The organism is Desulfovectis peckii (assembly GCF_055391705.1).
Genome location: NZ_AP042409.1, coordinates 1,305,411 through 1,320,346 on the forward strand (window position 1 = coordinate 1,305,411; position 14,936 = coordinate 1,320,346).

Consider the following 14,936-nt stretch of genomic DNA (forward strand, 5'->3'; position numbering starts at 1 on the left):
GGAAAGTAGTCGGTCGGTCAGGATGATATGGGGTCGGTAAACAGGCTAATTAAATGGGCCTATAGGTCAAATCTCTTTACGGCAGGCAGAAAAAATTATCTGCCATGCCCCAGGCGTTTTAACATAACATTGTTCGCCCGCCGTTCAAATGAGTCGTCCAGCGGAGCCAGTTCAATATCCATGCCCCGGCGGTTTAACGCCAGTTTAATCAGGTAATCGGTAACGGCGGTGTTTTTCGGCAGCAGCGGCCCGTGCAGGTAGGAGCAAAAGGTGTTTTTATACCGTGCCCCTTCCGTTCCGTCAGTGCCGTTATTGCCGTGCCCGGCCAGCACTTTTCCCAAGGGTTCGATATCCCCTAAATAGGTTTTGCCGGCATGATTTTCAAAACCCGTTATTTTAATTAACTGCCCGTCTAAGTTTACTTCTACCGCACAGTCGCCGGTCAGGCGGTTTTCTCCGGCTAAAGTATAATAGTCTAAAATGCCCAAGCCGGGGATTTCTTCCCCTTCAAGGGTGCGATAATACTTGCCCAGCAGCTGGTAGCCGCCGCAAATTGCCAAGGTGACCAAACCCGCTTCAATGGCTTCTTTAAGCATATCCCTGCGGGCGGCTAAATCGGCAGCGATAATGTTTTGCGCCCGATCTGAACCGCCGCCCAGAAACAAAAAATCCATCTCAGAAAAATCCACTTGGTCCCCTAAGTTTACTTCCACTAATTCCACCGGAATATCACGCCAGCGGCAGCGTTGGATAAAGGCAATGACGTTGCCCCTGTCACCGTACAGGTTTAATAAATCAGGATACAGATGACACACTTTGAGCATGGGCATCCTCCTTTTCCGCCAGGCTGCAGAGAAGTTTCTGTACCGGCCAAAGTGCGGTATAGGTGGTAAACAGATAGGCAGTTTCCCCACCCCGGTTAAGCACTGTGTGCACCGCTTCTTCCAAATTGTAATTTACCGCGATTTTTTCTACCGGAACACCGGCATACTTTAATCGCAGCGCCATCTCATCCGCCCTGGTGCCCGAACAGGTAAAAGTTTGCAATTCATCAAGGTGAGAGGTTAACACTTCAAAATCTACATCCCATAACCAAGAAATATCCCGACCGTCGGCGGCATTGTCGTTTAAAGCCATTAAAATATCTTTGCTGCCGGGAAGAGCCAGCAGCGTGGCCAAGCCCTCGCTGTAGCCGGTAGGGTTTTTTACTAAATTTAAAAAGATTGCCTTCTGTTGATAGCGGAAGCGCTCCATGCGCCCGACAGCCGGCCGATACATTTCAATCCCCTTAAGAATGTCAGCATCACTAATACTTAAGTGCCGGCCGACGGCAAAGGCAGCCAAGGCATTGTAGAGGTTGTAAAAACCGGCGGTGTGCAGTGTCATCACCGAGCACCCCGCATCATGACTTACTTCAGCCCGATAGCCGCCGTTTAAAACAGCGGCGTCGGCAAGCTCAACCTGGGCTTTGGGGCGTTTAAAACCGCACTGCGGGCAGCTGTAGTCACCCAGTTGGCTGTAATGGTAATAATTGTATGCCAGCTCACTGCCGCAACAGGGGCAAAAACGGGCGTCGCGGGTTTGAGCCACCGCAACTTTATTACCGTTTTGGCGGGAAACACCGTAATAAATTGCGCTGTGCCCGGTGACCCAGCCCAACTGGGCTACCAGCGGATCGTCGGCATTTAAAACCAGGGTAACATTGTTTAAGTTTTTTAAGGTATCTTTAACTACATTGACCGTTTTATCCAGCTCACCAAACCGATCCAGTTGATCCCGAAAAAAGTTGGTAACAACCACCATCTGCGGCTGCACCTCGCGCACGACTTTCGGAAAAGTTGCCTCGTCTACTTCTAATGAAGCGTAATCAAAATCCAGGCGTCCAAGAAAATTGGCCGCCCGCACGAAACTGGCCGTCACGCCGTTAATTAAATTGGCCCCTTCTTCGTTATAGTTAACTTTGTAACCGGCGGCTTGCAACACTTTAGCAATCATGTTGTTGGTAGTGGTCTTGCCGTTAGTGCCGGTAACCATGATAATTCCCTTTTTGGCCTGGGCGGATAGGTCGCGCAATGTATGGGGATAAATGCGCCTAGCGACAAGCCCGGGCAGTGATGAACCTCTGCCACCGGTAATTTTGCTTAAAAAGGCTGCTATTTTACCGCAGATTACCGCAATAATAAGAGCTAATCTCAAAGCCGTTTCCTCCTGTAACCTGTTAGCTTAAGTTTGTCCATTATTAAATTAAACTACCGTTTGTAATTCCACTCCCTTGTTGCATACTTCTCTTTAGCCAGCTGCATGGCCATTTCTTTTTCCGCTTCGCTCAATTCACCGTCAACAAGCTCAATCTCTAGCCCTTTAGCAAAACCGGCGCGAAAGGCGGCAGTAATTTCATGAAAAAAGGGCTTACGCCCCATTGCTTCCGCCAGGCAGGTTGCTTTTTGGCTAAAGCGTTCGCAGGCCGCGGCACGCACTTTATCGCCGGAGAAGTTTAGCAGGGCAAACAGCAACTGACTGTCGGTTTCCACCGGCACGGAACCATGCTGCAGCAGTACCCCCATTTTGCGGGTTTGCGCACTGCCCACCAGTTTCTTGTTGTTGACCACCAGCTCGTACCAGGACGGGGCATCAAAACAGGCAGCCGTTTCATGCCGGCTTTCCACCCCTCCTTCAACCATTTGCGCTTTTACACCTAAATTTGCCAGACCGGCCAACAGCCCTTTGCTGATCGTTAAATAAGATTGCAGTATTGTGCCGGCAACTTTGGGGTGGGTTTCCGGGGCAATTACGCTGTATGTCAGCTCATGCTGATGCAGCACAGCCCGCCCGCCGGTGAGGCGGCGCACCACATCCACCCCGTGTTTTTTACAGGCTGCTTCATTTATTTGCTTTTGCAACTTTTGAAAATAGCCAATAGAAATAGCCGGCGGCTGCCAGCGATAAAAGCGTATGGTCGGCGGTGATTTGCCGGCGGCAACACTGTGTAGTATTGCCTCGTCAACCGCCATATTGGCAAAGGCATCAAGGGGTTCGGTTTCAATAAAGCGCCATTTATTTTGCATAATAACCACCTAACCTTCGCAGATATAAGAAAAGGTATTTAAACCTTTAATGTATAATTAATAACAGGTAAATTATATCCAATATTGTTCCATAAACAAAGCAGTAAGGAAAACTTTTGAATTAAATATTTTCACTTAGGAGGATTTTTTGATGCATAAAGTAAAAATGAAAGTTTTTTCCGACTATGCCTGACCATTTTGCTATATCGGCAAAGGTATTGTCGAAAAACTGTCAGCACAGTATCCCTTGGAAATTGAATGGGTTGGTTATGAGCTGCATCCCGAAACGCCACCGGAAGGCATTAAGCTGGCAGACGCATATCCCGATTTAGATGTGCCTAAAATGATTGCCGGTTTAAACGAGGCCGGGGCCCCCTACGGCATTAAATTTGCAAAAATGGAATTGATCTCTAACACCCGCCTGGCGCTGGAGGCCAGTGAGTTTGCCCGGGATCAGGGTAAATACAATGAGCTGCATAAGCTTTTGTTTGAAGCTTATTTTGTTCACGGGCAGGATCTGGGCCAAATGCAAACCGTTTTGGATGCCGCCAAAAAAGCCGGTTTGGATATTGCGGCACTGGAAAAATGTTTAAAAGAACAAGTATACACCCCGCGCCTTGCCGCAGCCCGGGAAAAAGGGCAAAAATACCAAATTGCCGGCCTGCCCACCTTTATTATCAATGAGCAGAAAAAATTTGTCGGCATTAAGCCGTACCAAACTTTTACCGCCGCCATAGAAGCCTTTTTATAACAGGGGACGGCAGACTGTGTGAAAACCTCATAAAATCCACAAAACCATGGCACCTTCTGGTAGAATGATAAATAAAGGGAGGTGCCATTATGGCATATATAAAGGGAGAAGATCGCAACCAACTTACATTGTTTTCCAATAGTATTGATGAATATATAAGTAACGATAATCCGGTACGAGTAATAGAGGCTTTTGTAGAAAGCCTTGATATGATAGAGTTAGGCTTCACACACGCCCAAACCCATTCAATCGGTAGACCCCCTTATGACCCGCGGGATCTGCTCAAACTTTACCTTTATGGTTATCTAAATGGTATTCGCTCTTCACGCAAGTTAGAAGCTGAAGCCCATAGAAATCTGGAAGTAATCTGGCTGCTCTCCAATCTTAAGCCCGATTTTAAAACCATAGCTGACTTTAGAAAAGATAACAAGAAAGCTCTTCAAAAAGTCTTTAAGCAGTTCAACCTTCTCTGCAGAGAATGGGAATTATTCGGCCAAAACGTAGTAGCTATCGATGGTTCCAAATTCAGAGCAAGCAATTCCAAAAAAAATAATTACAATAAAAAGAAACTAAATAGACTGCTCAAACACATAGATCAAAAGATAAACGACTACCTAAATGAGCTGGACAAAGGGGACCGGTGTGAAGAAGATACCCACAAACCTACCGCTGAAGAAATTGCCCAGCGTATAAGAGAACTCAAAGAGCGCAAAGAAGATTATGAAAAGAAACTGCAGACTATTGAACAAACTGATGTTACAGAAATATCTACAGTTGACCCAGACGCCAGACAAATGTCAGTCAATAACAACGGTACAAACATCTGCTACAATGTTCAAACTGCCGTTGATGGAAAGCACTCCATGATAGTAGATTACGATGTCATAAACAATCCCACGGATCATGGACAGTTAAGCCAAATGGCTAAACGGGCTCAAGAAATACTAAATAAAAGGGAACTACATATTCTGGCCGATAAAGGATATTATTCTGCAGCAGAATTAAAGGAATGTGAAAAAGCCGGATTAAAAACCTACGTGGCTAAGCAAAAATTCTCCAATGCAACGGAAGATACAGATTTCTATGCAGACAAATTTACTTATGATAAGGAACATGATTATTACATATGCCCTGCCGGGCAAACTTTGCTCCCTGCCGGTTATCGTAAATCTAAAGGGAAAACAATCGGGCGAAATTATCGAAACTACAATGCTTGCCAAGCTTGCAAACTTAAGGACCGCTGTACTAAATCAGTACGTGGAAGAACGATAACCCGACATATTGACCAAGACCTTCTTGATAAAGTAGACCAACGAACACGTGAGAACAAAGAACTATATTTAAAAAGGCAAATGATAGTTGAACATCCCTTTGGTACTATCAAGGGTATCTGGGGTTTTGGTCACTTTATTACGCGCGGCCTGGAATCTGTAAAAACAGAGTCAGGTCTAGCTTTTCTTGCCTACAATTTGAAAAGAGCAATAAATATCCTGGGTGTTAAGGAATTTGTAAGGAGGTTACAGGAAGCATAGAGGAGGTTACCTCCTTTGGTTTCATTTTAATTACCAAAATTCGGGAATAATGAACGGCAGTGTGAATTTATAAGCAAAAACATGCTCGTTATTCACACAGTCTGACGGTTCTCTGTTTCGCCGCTTTTATCGGTAACCGCCTTTTCCGTTTTCCGCAACAGGAACAGTTAGTTTCCTGTTGCACAGGATCTTCTGATAAACACCCTTCCCCGCTAACACCGCATTTAACCGTTGGCCAGGCGTACTTCCCCGCCCGGCCTTTTTCGCCGGCCAAACCTTGAGGCGGCTTATTTAGGTGACAAAACACCTTTTACTTGACTGTACATTATTGATTTTGTAAACTAAAGATAATTAGATAATTTTCTAAATATCTAAAGGTGATTGGCCGTGAACAGTAAAACTTTTTCTGCCTTATCCGATGCAACCCGCAGGGAAATCCTGAAAATGCTGCGCGAAGGCGATTTAACTGCCGGCGAGATTGCCGCTAAATTCGACATTTCTAAACCCAGCATTTCGCATCATCTTAATATTTTAAAAAACGCCGGTTTAGTGTTAGATGAGCGCAAAGGGCAGTATATTTATTATTCGTTAAACACATCAGTGCTTGATGAGGTAATGGGATGGATTGCTAATTTACTGGATAAAGGGGAAAGCAAAAATGAAAAATAACGGAACAAAATTAAATTGGATGATCGTAGTTGTTTTGCTTCTTTTCTGGGGAATATGCGCTTCTTTCTATCCCTCACTGCCGGAACAGGTGCCCACCCATTGGAATTTTAAGGGCGAAGTAGACGGTTATTCCCACAAGGCAGTGGCTGCATTTATCCTGCCGCTTTTGCCGTTAGCCATTTATTTATTGATGACTTTCCTTCCCAAAATCGACCCTAAGCGCGAAAATTATCAAAAATTTGGCACCAGTTATGAAGTAATTAAAATGTCGATAGTGATTTTAATGGCCGGTGTTTCTCTAATAACCATTTTAGCCGGCAAAGGTTATAACATAAATGTTGACTTAATTATGCGTCTGGCGGTACCGATGTTATTTATCATTATAGGTAATTTCATGGGCAAAATTAGATTTAATTATTTTACCGGCATTAGAGTTCCCTGGACTTTAGCCAGCGAAACGGTATGGAACAAAACTCATCGTTTTGCCGGCAAGGCCATGGTAATTGGCGGGTTAATCGCCCTGTTAGGTGTTTTCGCCCCGCCGATAATTGGCATGATTATTCTTTTTAGCGGAATATTTGTCCCAATGATTATCAGCATAATTTATTCTTATTTTGCCTATAAAAATACAACGTCTGAAAAGTAAAACCCCCGGTACGAGGTGATTGTTCTGGATTGGTTGGGTTTGGTTGTTGCCCTGATAATTATGTTCATTGGTTTGGCCGGTACAGTGCTGCCTTTACTGCCCGGCGCCCCGCTGATTGTGCTGGGGATGGTTGTTTACGGCTTGTTTAACGGGTTTCAGCTTTTTAACACCCTTTTTTGGGTCGGGCAGGCAATACTGTTGCTATTGGTTTTTGTCGTGGATCATCTGGCTGCCGCCGTAGGGGCAAAGAAATACGGCGGTTCGAAAGCCGCCGTTTGGGGAAGTGTTGTCGGCGTTGTTTTGGGCTTGTTCACCATGGGGCCTTTCGGAATATTGATCGGCCCTTTTATTGGCGCGGTAGTAGGCGAACTAATCAACAAACGCCCATTTGCACAGGCGGTTAAAGTAGGGGCAGGCACGCTGCTTGGCTTTGCCGGCGGCACATTAGTTAAGCTGATTTTTGAAATCGGTATGATTACCTGGTTTTTATTGGTTGTGTTGTGATTTTTATTATTGATAATATTGCCTTTCGTCAGAACGGGCAGGGTTTCACCCTTGCCCGTTTTCGTGTATGCTAGGTTGTTTGGACAGCCAGGCCATTTCCGGAGAGCAAACGGTTAGCCGGCAAATTCAAAGAGCGTTGCCAAAGAAACAACGCCCTTATACTCTACAAATTACATAATACCTCTCTAAGCTTTTTTAATAAGGTTAAGTTATCATTCCGTTGGCGAACGGAGATGCGAAAATAATATTGATCCAGCACCGGTAAACATTCCGCCACCTGAATTAATATCCCCCTCATTCTTAACTGCTCGCTCAGTTCATAAGCGGTTTTGCCGGTATTTTTACAATTTACTAAGATAAAATTAGCGCTGGAGGGATATACCTTTAAACCCCGAATCTGCCTTAACCCATAAATTAAAAAGTCCCGTTCCCGCTTGGTAAATTTCAGTGTAGTCATGATGTACGAGGTATCTTCCAGCGATGCCTTTCCGGCCAGCTGAGCCATTATATTTATCCGCCATGGCAGCATAACTTGCGCAACCTTTTTCACTATGCTTTTATCTGCCGCCAAGTAACCTAATTGCAAACCCGGCATGGCAAAAAACTTTGTCAGTGAGCCAATGACGATCAACGCGGGGTTTTCTATGCATTCCGGAAGTAAGGTTTCGTTCTCTTCTACAAAGTCCATGTATGCTTCATCAACAACCAGCACCGCTCCCTTTCTTCTTACTTCTTCGGCTATTTTCTCCATTCTTTTTCGCGGGATCAGCATCCCGGTTGGGTTGTTGGGATTACTGATTAAAATTAAATCTCCGGGTTGAAGGGTGTTTTGCAGTGATTTTACCGGAAAGGAAAAGGTATTGCCGCGGTTAAGAATAAGATATTCTACGGGAATATCCGCCGGCAGTTCACCCCGCTGCTCCATCAGCGGTATCGGCAACAGCAATCTTTTCGGAGACAGGGCCTTAATTAAACTATGGATAATTTCAGTTTCACCGTTCCCCAGCAAAATGTTTTCAACGGGTGTGTTTAAAAATCGCGAAAAAGCCATCTTTAATTCCCGGGAATCCGGATCCGGATAGTGGCGTATTAAGCTAACCCCGCGCCGCAGGGCATCCAAAGCCATTGGTGAAGGCCCCAAGGAATTAATTACGGTGCTGAAATCTATAAAACTTTCCGGATGGTAATTATTTTTTTTATGTACCACATTATTATTAGGCTCAAGTAACTTATACAACGGCAAACTCCCCCACTTGCTCAATTTATCACAAACACTTGCACAATAAAGCACCGAGCATAAACACTGCTGTTTCTGTCAATTCAGTTATCGCCCCGTAACAATCTCCTGTCAATCCGCCAAGCTTTTGGGTAATATATTTCGCAGTCAGCACAGCAAACATAAATGTCATCCCAACGGCTATTAATCCGTAAGGATAAACAAATAAGGTCAGGGCACAGATAATCAAAAATGCTACCGGCAGGTAATATTTGCCGGTATGATTGGCAAAAGTGGCCCCGGTACCCCTTTTTCTGGCATAAGGGTAATTATTAATTGCATAAAGCATGCAGGCCCGGGATACCGCAGGAGCTAACATTAACCAGAAATATTTTTCCGGCGGGGAAATTTCATACAAGTAAGCAGCCTTCAGCAGCAAAACAACTAGCGCGGCCAATACCCCCATTGCTCCTACCCGGCCGTCCTTCATCACCGCAAGTTTTTGTTCCCTATCTTTGTTGCAGCCCAGTCCGTCGGCGGTATCCATTAGTCCGTCTAAATGCAGGCCTCCGGTAAGCAAAACAAGCAGCATAACAGCAGTTGCATCGGCAGCAAATTCAAACCCAACATAATAAAGCAAATAACAGGCAGCGGCGCAAATCCCGCCTAAAATAAGCCCCACCAAAGGAAACCAAACTTGCGAGCGCCCCATTTCCTGCTCGCTAAAGTACATATTTCTGCCAATGGGCAGCACGGTAAGAAAGCTAACCGCTGCTATCAAGCTTCGCAAAAGTAACACCTCACAAAGACTTTTTATAATTCGACTTAATTACATCTATTTCCTTTTTTTCCAGTAAGTTTTTTAAAAATTTTTAAACGATTCTGTTAATAAGCACTGAAAAATCAAACCCGTACTGCCTATAAGGCAATACGGGTAACAATCTAATTTGTCAGTTCTTCAAAGGTAGCCATCTCATTTAAAATGTTTGCTGCCGCCTCTAGTAGCGGAAAAGCCAATACCGCACCTGTTCCCTCACCCAGGCGCATGTTCAGCTGTAAAACAGGTGTGAGCTTTAATATTTCCATGATTTTTTGGTGCCCCGGCTCTGCGGACAAATGAGAAGCAAACATATAGTGCCGACACAGGGGAGCTATTTTATCAGCCAACAGTGCTGCCGTTGCGGCAATAAAACCGTCAATTACCACCGGCACACCTAAAGCGGCCCCGCCGATAAACAAACCGGCCATGGCCCCAATTTCCAGGCCGCCTACCTTAGCCAGCACATCCAGCCCGTCAGCGGCATTTGGTTTGTTCACCGTCAATGCCTTGGTTATTAGGGCAATTTTTTTTGCCAGTGCCCGTTCATCAATGCCGCTGCCTCTGCCGGTAATCTCCTTAGGATCAACGCCGGTTAAGGCAGCCAAAACCGCACTGCAAGCCGTGGTATTGCCAATGCCCATATCCCCCGCTGCCAATAGCGTTGCTCCTTCTTTGATTTGTTTTTCTGCCAGCAATATCCCCGCTTCCACTGCGGCAACCGCTTCTTCGCGCGACATCGCAGGTCCATATATAAAGTTATCAGTGCCCTTTTTTATCTTTAGGTTAATTAAGCCCGGGTGACTAAAGTCTGCCGCCATACCGATATCAGCCACCACAACATTTGCGCCTACTGTCCGGCTTAAAACGTTGATTCCCGCGCCACCTTTTAGAAAGTTTATCACCATTAATTTGGTGGTGTCTGTAGAAAATGCACTGATCTTTTCCTGCACAATGCCATGATCGCCCACACATACAACTACCCTTTTGTCGCCGATAACGGGGTGGGCACGCCGCTGAATGCCCGCCAAGCGCACCGCAATATCTTCTAAAACCCCCAGGCTGCCCTTAGGCTTGGTTAGTTTATCAATGCGCGCTGCGGCAGATTGCATGGCTTCGGCATCCGGCAGTTTTATATTGGCAATTGCTTCTTGTAGCTTCATGTAATCAATCTCCTTCAAATATTTGTAACCATTTGTAATAAAATTCCATATATTATCATAAATTGGGAGGGATGGCTGATGAGAGGTCACGTTCACTCTTATTACGGTATTACCAGTTTCGATTTTGGGCATGTCCATTATTTTCGGGGCACTTCATCCAGAAACTACGGCGGTGTAGACTACCACACCCATGTTTTAGCAGGGCGGACCACTTTTGATCAAGGGCACACCCATTTTTACAGAGTAATAACCGGACCGGGAATTCCCGCCGGTTATGGATACCACATCCATCCTTATTTTGTAGTTACCAGCACTAACGGGCGGGTGCCGCACGTTCATTTGATCAGCGGATACACCGCTCCCGCACCTAATGACCGGTATTATTACTAAGCGCCGTTACGGGCGCATTTTTCTCTTTTACTGCAGTTTTTTATCCGGCATATCTAATATGCGCATCACATAAGCGGCAGCGGTCATTTTGGCGTTTAATATGTCCGGGCTTTGTTCCTGCGCCAGTTTAACCTGCTGCTGAAAACCGCCCTTCCCTTGAATGCAGTTAAAAATTTCTTCACTCAGCACTTGACGGGCCTTATCTGTTTCCGCAAAGCGAATGGCCGAAGACAGCATGTCTTTTAACAAATTCTGCTCCACTTCCGGCTCAATGTTCGGCACCGGTGTATTGAACCCCCGATATACATCTATCAGTAAAGCCAAATATTCCTGTGGGGTAGTTTTATTTTGCCTACTATTTGTCATAATTAGCTCACTCCCTAATTAAATACTGCTAAGCTACTTCCCCTTACCTTACTTTACCACAAAAATACGCCTTTGACATAAAGCATTTACCTGCTGATACCGTTGTCATACAATTTTGGCAGGTAATTTTTACGTCTTGGTAGAATATTGCAATATTAACCACTTGAACTGTCTTTGGAGGATAGGTTGACATGCTGGCCATTACCAACAGTGTTGCCCTGCAGGGTTTGCAAGGCGTAATCGTAAAAGTGGAAGTAGATGTATCAGCCGGACTGCCCAAATTTGACTTAGTCGGTCTTCCGGATACTGCCGTGAGAGAATCTAAAGAGAGGGTGCGGGCAGCCATTAAAAATTCCGGTTTTGAGTTTCCGGTAAAACGCATTACCGTCAATCTGGCCCCGGCGGACATTCGCAAAGAGGGCCCGATATATGATTTGCCCATTGCCATTGGCATATTAGCCGCATCCGAGCAAATAGACCCGGTTAATTGTTTAGAGCACATCTATATCGGCGAACTTTCCTTAGACGGGGCCATTCGCCATGTTCACGGCTTGCTGCCGGCAGCTTTAACGGTACGGCAAAAGGGTTACCGCAGTATGATAGTGCCGGCGGAAAACTGTGCCGAAGCGGCGCTGGTACAGGGAATTGATGTTTATCCGGCCGGCAGCTTGGCAGGCTTAGTAGCCGCATTAAAAGGAGAAGAACAGCTTACCCCCTACACGGTGGACATGCAGCAATTGCTAAAAAACACTTCTTCTCACCTGGTGGATTTTGCCGACGTTAAAGGACAGCTTGCCGTAAAGCGGGCCTTGGAAGTAGCCGCTGCCGGCGGTCATAACATTTTAATGGTCGGCCCACCCGGTTCCGGTAAAACAATGCTGGCACGGCGATTACCCACCATTCTGCCGGACATGACTTTAGATGAAGCCGTTGAGGTCACCCAAATATACAGCCTGGCCGGGCAGCTAAAGCCCAACCAGGCATTGGTAACAGAGCGGCCCTTTCGCTGCCCGCACCACTCGGCGTCAAGCGCCAGTTTGGTGGGGGGCGGGCGCATTCCTAAGCCGGGTGAAGTGAGCCTTGCCCACCATGGGGTGCTTTTTCTCGATGAAATTTTAGAATTCCGCAAAGATGTGCTGGAATCACTGCGCCAGCCGCTGGAAGACGGCATAGTTTCCGTTACCCGGGTACATTCATCCCTTACCTATCCGGCTAACATTATGCTGGTCGCCAGCGCCAACCCCTGTCCCTGCGGCTACTTTGGCGATCCCCTTAAAGAATGCACCTGCACGCCGCCGCAAATTCAACGCTATTTGCGCCGCCTGTCCGGCCCGCTGCTAGATCGCATCGATATGCACATTGAAGTTTTGCGCGTGCAATTCAGCGATTTACAAGACCCGACACCGGCTGAACCGTCGGCAGAGATAAAGGCCCGGGTGGAAAAAGCCCGCAGCATTCAACGGATGCGTTTTAACGGCATGCAGTCCAAAGTTACCTGCAACGCCCAAATGCCCCCTTCAATGATCAGAAAATACTGTGTCCCTTCCCGCGAGGCCAAAAGTCTGCTGCGTGCCGCCTTTAAGAGTTTAAATTTATCTGCCCGCAGTCACGATAAAATACTAAAGCTGGCCCGCACCGTTGCCGATTTGGCCGGCAGCGAGCTCATCTTAGAACAGCACATGGCAGAGGCATTGCAGTACCGCAGTTGGGAAAATAAATTTATTTAGTCATATTAAGGAGGAAGCAAGATGTTAAAAACTAAAAATCTTTTGGCGGCAGCCATGTGCATTTTGTTGTTTTTAACAACTGCTTGTGCCGACAGCTCTTCCCCGGAAACCGTGACCGGGAATTTTTTAAATGCGCTTAAGGAGTCTGACTTGAGCAAAGCTAAAAAATATGTAGTAAACACTGATATCGAAGGGGCTTTGCCAGATAAAGAAATAGCCAAATTAATTCTGGCAAAAATTGAATATAAAATAACGGAAACGAGCATTAACAGCGACAAAGCAACCGTTAAAGCTGATATTACCGCACCGGACATGATGGGAATAACAGCAAGTACCGTAAACGAAATGATACCTTTAGCATTTGCCACGGTTTTTTCCGCTGAAACCTCTCCGGAAGAGATAGATAAACTCGTAGATAAGTACCTGATCAACAGCATATCCGATGACAATGCACCAATGACAACCACCCAAACCAATATAAATCTGGTTAAAACCAAAGGCGGCTGGAAGATTTCCCAAGCCAATGATGAGCTTTACCGTGCCATTACCGGGAATGCCCTAAAAGCTTTTGAAATTTTAGAAACCGAAAATAAATACTAAAACCTCTTGGCCTCTTACAACCGACCAAGAGGTTTTCATCACCTTACACTAAAACATTTCATTGGCCTTTTCAATAGCAATTTTCACAAAGTTGCCGCACTGGCGAGAAGTTAAGTTTCCGTAGTCGCTGTGCTCTCCTTCAATTAAGCCTTCCACACCCTGCTGTCTGGCAGCGTAGTGTTTCAGTTTCCAACTCATTACTTTGTCCCTGGCCACAGAAACTACCTCCTTTTTGGTTGTTATCGTTAGTTTCTGCAGCAGTAAATTTAATATAACAAGTAAGTTCAGCTAGTATATTTAGTAGCTGCAAATGCAGATGAAATTTATTAATAGTACTAAGAAATAGCATTATAAAAGTATTAATTTTTTATATTATTTTCAACAAAGCATTGGTTTATTTAAGTTCATTAATTAATTACATCAATAAATTCCACAAAAACACGCCGGCGATACCGCCAAAGATGACAATAATTACGTTTAAGCCAAAATAAGCCAAAATTAAAGCTACAATGCTGCCGGAAATAGCAGAATGTATGTTGCCGGTAGATTGTAAAATGCCGGGAAAGAGCAAGGCACTGATTGCCGCACAGGGAATAAACTGTAAAAAAGTTTTCAATGCAGGTGGCAGTTTAGTAGTGTCTAAAGCTACCAGCGGCAGCATTCTGGGAATGTAAGTCACTGCCGCCATGCCAATGACGATCAACAAAAGTTTATCCATTGTTTGCACCCTCCTTGGGGAACAGAGCTGCACCAAGGGCTGCGGCAATTAAGGTGGAAATAATCACCGTCCACCCGGTAGACAAAGCGGCAAACAGCGGCAGCCAGTTAAGCAGGGCGTGAGTAGCTGCGGCAATTATGGCCACAATTAAAAAGGGTTTGGAAGTTTTTAGCGAAGGAATTAACAACCCGATAAACATGGCGTAAAGGGCAATGCCCATGCAGGCTTTAACGGATTCCGGAAGTCCGGAGGCGAGAAATATCCCCAGCCATGTTCCGATATTCCAGGCGGCAAAGGCGGTAAAATTTAAACCTAACAAAAAGGCCGGACTTAAAGTTTTCTCTTGACGAAAAGAGGCTACAGAAAAAGTTTCATCAGTAACGCCAAAGGCAATGAGTGAACGCATCTTGGCAGATACATTTTTTTCAATGCGTTGCGCCAATGAGGCAGACATCAACAAATGCCGCAAATTAAGAATAAAGGTAGTCATGACAATTTCTCCGCCCATAACTCCTAAAGACATTAGGTTAACGGCCATAAACTGGCTGGCACCGGCATAAACCAACAGTGACATCAATGCACAGATTATATTGGGCACATCTGATGCTTTAGCTAAAATTCCATAAGCCAAGGCAATCGGGATAAAGCCAATGGCGATGGGAACGGCGGCTTTAATGCCGTCAACTGCCGTTAGTTTTTCTGTAGCTTGCATGTTATTTTTAACTTCGGTTGAATGTTTTGTCACCGGTTGCACCATTTTTTGCCTCCTGCT

18 protein-coding genes are annotated in these 14,936 nt (G+C 45.5%); 8 read left to right on the forward strand and 10 right to left on the reverse strand.

The window, feature by feature from the left end:
* Positions 1-95: 95 nt before the first annotated feature.
* From ACZ5NG_RS06475 to ACZ5NG_RS06485, 3 genes are read right to left on the reverse strand one after another with little or no spacing between them, the layout of a single operon-like run.
* Positions 96-824 (reverse strand): type 1 glutamine amidotransferase, encoded by a 729-nt coding sequence (locus tag ACZ5NG_RS06475; protein WP_464251010.1) that lies wholly within the window; start codon positions 822-824, stop codon positions 96-98.
* Entirely contained in the window at positions 796-2,196 is a 1,401-nt protein-coding gene (locus ACZ5NG_RS06480) for a MurT ligase domain-containing protein (protein WP_464251011.1), read from the reverse strand. Before ACZ5NG_RS06480 ends, ACZ5NG_RS06475 begins: the two co-directional genes overlap by 29 nt.
* Before the next feature lie 53 nt (positions 2,197-2,249).
* Positions 2,250-3,065 carry a lipoate--protein ligase family protein gene (locus ACZ5NG_RS06485; RefSeq protein WP_464251012.1) on the reverse strand — a complete coding sequence of 272 codons (816 nt, stop codon included), beginning with the start codon at positions 3,063-3,065 and terminating at the stop codon, positions 2,250-2,252.
* 247 nt (positions 3,066-3,312) lie between these two features.
* On the opposite strand from ACZ5NG_RS06485, the gene ACZ5NG_RS06490 reads away from it, so the two are divergent.
* The 5 genes from ACZ5NG_RS06490 to ACZ5NG_RS06510 all read left to right on the forward strand — a co-directional run bounded on the left by ACZ5NG_RS06490 (position 3,313) and on the right by ACZ5NG_RS06510 (position 7,167).
* Complete coding sequence (locus ACZ5NG_RS06490; RefSeq protein ID WP_464251013.1) at positions 3,313-3,816, forward strand: DsbA family oxidoreductase; 504 nt, start codon at positions 3,313-3,315, stop codon at positions 3,814-3,816.
* An 89-nt stretch (positions 3,817-3,905) separates the two neighbouring features.
* Positions 3,906-5,348, forward strand: coding sequence for an IS1182 family transposase (locus ACZ5NG_RS06495; RefSeq protein ID WP_464251014.1), 1,443 nt, complete (start codon positions 3,906-3,908; stop codon positions 5,346-5,348).
* A gap of 444 nt (positions 5,349-5,792) precedes the next feature.
* On the forward strand, positions 5,793-6,017 hold the full coding sequence (locus ACZ5NG_RS06500; protein WP_464253116.1) for an autorepressor SdpR family transcription factor: 225 nt from the start codon (positions 5,793-5,795) through the stop codon (positions 6,015-6,017).
* Positions 6,007-6,663 (forward strand): SdpI family protein, encoded by a 657-nt coding sequence (locus ACZ5NG_RS06505; protein WP_464251015.1) that lies wholly within the window; start codon positions 6,007-6,009, stop codon positions 6,661-6,663. Before ACZ5NG_RS06500 ends, ACZ5NG_RS06505 begins: the two co-directional genes overlap by 11 nt.
* 33 nt (positions 6,664-6,696) lie before the next feature.
* A complete protein-coding gene (locus tag ACZ5NG_RS06510) occupies positions 6,697-7,167 on the forward strand; it encodes a DUF456 domain-containing protein (RefSeq protein WP_464251016.1) in 471 nt (156 codons plus the stop codon).
* A gap of 163 nt (positions 7,168-7,330) precedes the next feature.
* Here ACZ5NG_RS06510 and ACZ5NG_RS06515 read toward each other — a convergent pair whose 3' ends face one another.
* From ACZ5NG_RS06515 to cobT, 3 genes are all read right to left on the reverse strand, one after another.
* Entirely contained in the window at positions 7,331-8,404 is a 1,074-nt protein-coding gene (locus ACZ5NG_RS06515) for a pyridoxal phosphate-dependent aminotransferase (RefSeq protein ID WP_464251017.1), read from the reverse strand.
* Positions 8,405-8,432: 28 nt separating this feature from the next.
* Positions 8,433-9,173 carry an adenosylcobinamide-GDP ribazoletransferase gene (gene cobS / locus ACZ5NG_RS06520; RefSeq protein WP_464251018.1) on the reverse strand — a complete coding sequence of 247 codons (741 nt, stop codon included), beginning with the start codon at positions 9,171-9,173 and terminating at the stop codon, positions 8,433-8,435.
* Positions 9,174-9,325: 152 nt separating this feature from the next.
* Positions 9,326-10,363: a nicotinate-nucleotide--dimethylbenzimidazole phosphoribosyltransferase gene (gene cobT / locus ACZ5NG_RS06525; protein WP_464251019.1), complete on the reverse strand. Its 1,038-nt coding sequence runs from the start codon at positions 10,361-10,363 to the stop codon at positions 9,326-9,328.
* 78 nt (positions 10,364-10,441) lie between these two features.
* On the opposite strand from cobT, the gene ACZ5NG_RS06530 reads away from it, so the two are divergent.
* Positions 10,442-10,753, forward strand: coding sequence for a YmaF family protein (locus ACZ5NG_RS06530; RefSeq protein ID WP_464251020.1), 312 nt, complete (start codon positions 10,442-10,444; stop codon positions 10,751-10,753).
* Between the two features lie 27 nt (positions 10,754-10,780).
* Here ACZ5NG_RS06530 and ACZ5NG_RS06535 read toward each other — a convergent pair whose 3' ends face one another.
* On the reverse strand, positions 10,781-11,119 hold the full coding sequence (locus ACZ5NG_RS06535; RefSeq protein ID WP_464251021.1) for a hypothetical protein: 339 nt from the start codon (positions 11,117-11,119) through the stop codon (positions 10,781-10,783).
* 191 nt (positions 11,120-11,310) lie between these two features.
* On the opposite strand from ACZ5NG_RS06535, the gene ACZ5NG_RS06540 reads away from it, so the two are divergent.
* Together ACZ5NG_RS06540 and ACZ5NG_RS06545 are read left to right on the forward strand one after the other, a co-directional pair.
* Positions 11,311-12,846, forward strand: a complete 1,536-nt coding sequence (locus ACZ5NG_RS06540; RefSeq protein ID WP_464251022.1) for a YifB family Mg chelatase-like AAA ATPase — start codon at positions 11,311-11,313, stop codon at positions 12,844-12,846.
* Between the two features lie 21 nt (positions 12,847-12,867).
* Positions 12,868-13,446 (forward strand): nuclear transport factor 2 family protein, encoded by a 579-nt coding sequence (locus ACZ5NG_RS06545; RefSeq protein WP_464251023.1) that lies wholly within the window; start codon positions 12,868-12,870, stop codon positions 13,444-13,446.
* A 48-nt stretch (positions 13,447-13,494) separates the two neighbouring features.
* Here the strand turns inward: ACZ5NG_RS06545 and ACZ5NG_RS06550 are convergent, their stop codons facing one another.
* From ACZ5NG_RS06550 to ACZ5NG_RS06560, 3 genes are all read right to left on the reverse strand, one after another.
* Positions 13,495-13,662 carry a small, acid-soluble spore protein, alpha/beta type gene (locus ACZ5NG_RS06550; protein WP_464251024.1) on the reverse strand — a complete coding sequence of 56 codons (168 nt, stop codon included), beginning with the start codon at positions 13,660-13,662 and terminating at the stop codon, positions 13,495-13,497.
* A 199-nt stretch (positions 13,663-13,861) separates the two neighbouring features.
* Positions 13,862-14,164 (reverse strand): AzlD domain-containing protein, encoded by a 303-nt coding sequence (locus tag ACZ5NG_RS06555; RefSeq protein ID WP_464251025.1) that lies wholly within the window; start codon positions 14,162-14,164, stop codon positions 13,862-13,864.
* Positions 14,157-14,921 (reverse strand): AzlC family ABC transporter permease, encoded by a 765-nt coding sequence (locus tag ACZ5NG_RS06560; RefSeq protein WP_464251026.1) that lies wholly within the window; start codon positions 14,919-14,921, stop codon positions 14,157-14,159. Before ACZ5NG_RS06560 ends, ACZ5NG_RS06555 begins: the two co-directional genes overlap by 8 nt.
* Between the last annotated feature and the right edge of the window lie 15 nt (positions 14,922-14,936).

Coding starts and splice junctions, on each gene's coding strand:
- ACZ5NG_RS06500 (WP_464253116.1), top strand. CDS start 5,793: ATGCTGCGCGAAGGCGATTTAACTGCCGGCGAGATTGCCGCTAAATTC.
- ACZ5NG_RS06475 (WP_464251010.1), bottom strand. CDS start 824: ATGCTCAAAGTGTGTCATCTGTATCCTGATTTATTAAACCTGTACGGT.
- cobT (WP_464251019.1), bottom strand. CDS start 10,363: ATGAAGCTACAAGAAGCAATTGCCAATATAAAACTGCCGGATGCCGAA.
- ACZ5NG_RS06530 (WP_464251020.1), top strand. CDS start 10,442: ATGAGAGGTCACGTTCACTCTTATTACGGTATTACCAGTTTCGATTTT.
- ACZ5NG_RS06505 (WP_464251015.1), top strand. CDS start 6,007: ATGAAAAATAACGGAACAAAATTAAATTGGATGATCGTAGTTGTTTTG.
- ACZ5NG_RS06555 (WP_464251025.1), bottom strand. CDS start 14,164: ATGGATAAACTTTTGTTGATCGTCATTGGCATGGCGGCAGTGACTTAC.
- ACZ5NG_RS06545 (WP_464251023.1), top strand. CDS start 12,868: ATGTTAAAAACTAAAAATCTTTTGGCGGCAGCCATGTGCATTTTGTTG.
- ACZ5NG_RS06540 (WP_464251022.1), top strand. CDS start 11,311: ATGCTGGCCATTACCAACAGTGTTGCCCTGCAGGGTTTGCAAGGCGTA.
- ACZ5NG_RS06495 (WP_464251014.1), top strand. CDS start 3,906: ATGGCATATATAAAGGGAGAAGATCGCAACCAACTTACATTGTTTTCC.
- ACZ5NG_RS06560 (WP_464251026.1), bottom strand. CDS start 14,921: ATGGTGCAACCGGTGACAAAACATTCAACCGAAGTTAAAAATAACATG.
- ACZ5NG_RS06535 (WP_464251021.1), bottom strand. CDS start 11,119: ATGACAAATAGTAGGCAAAATAAAACTACCCCACAGGAATATTTGGCT.
- ACZ5NG_RS06485 (WP_464251012.1), bottom strand. CDS start 3,065: ATGCAAAATAAATGGCGCTTTATTGAAACCGAACCCCTTGATGCCTTT.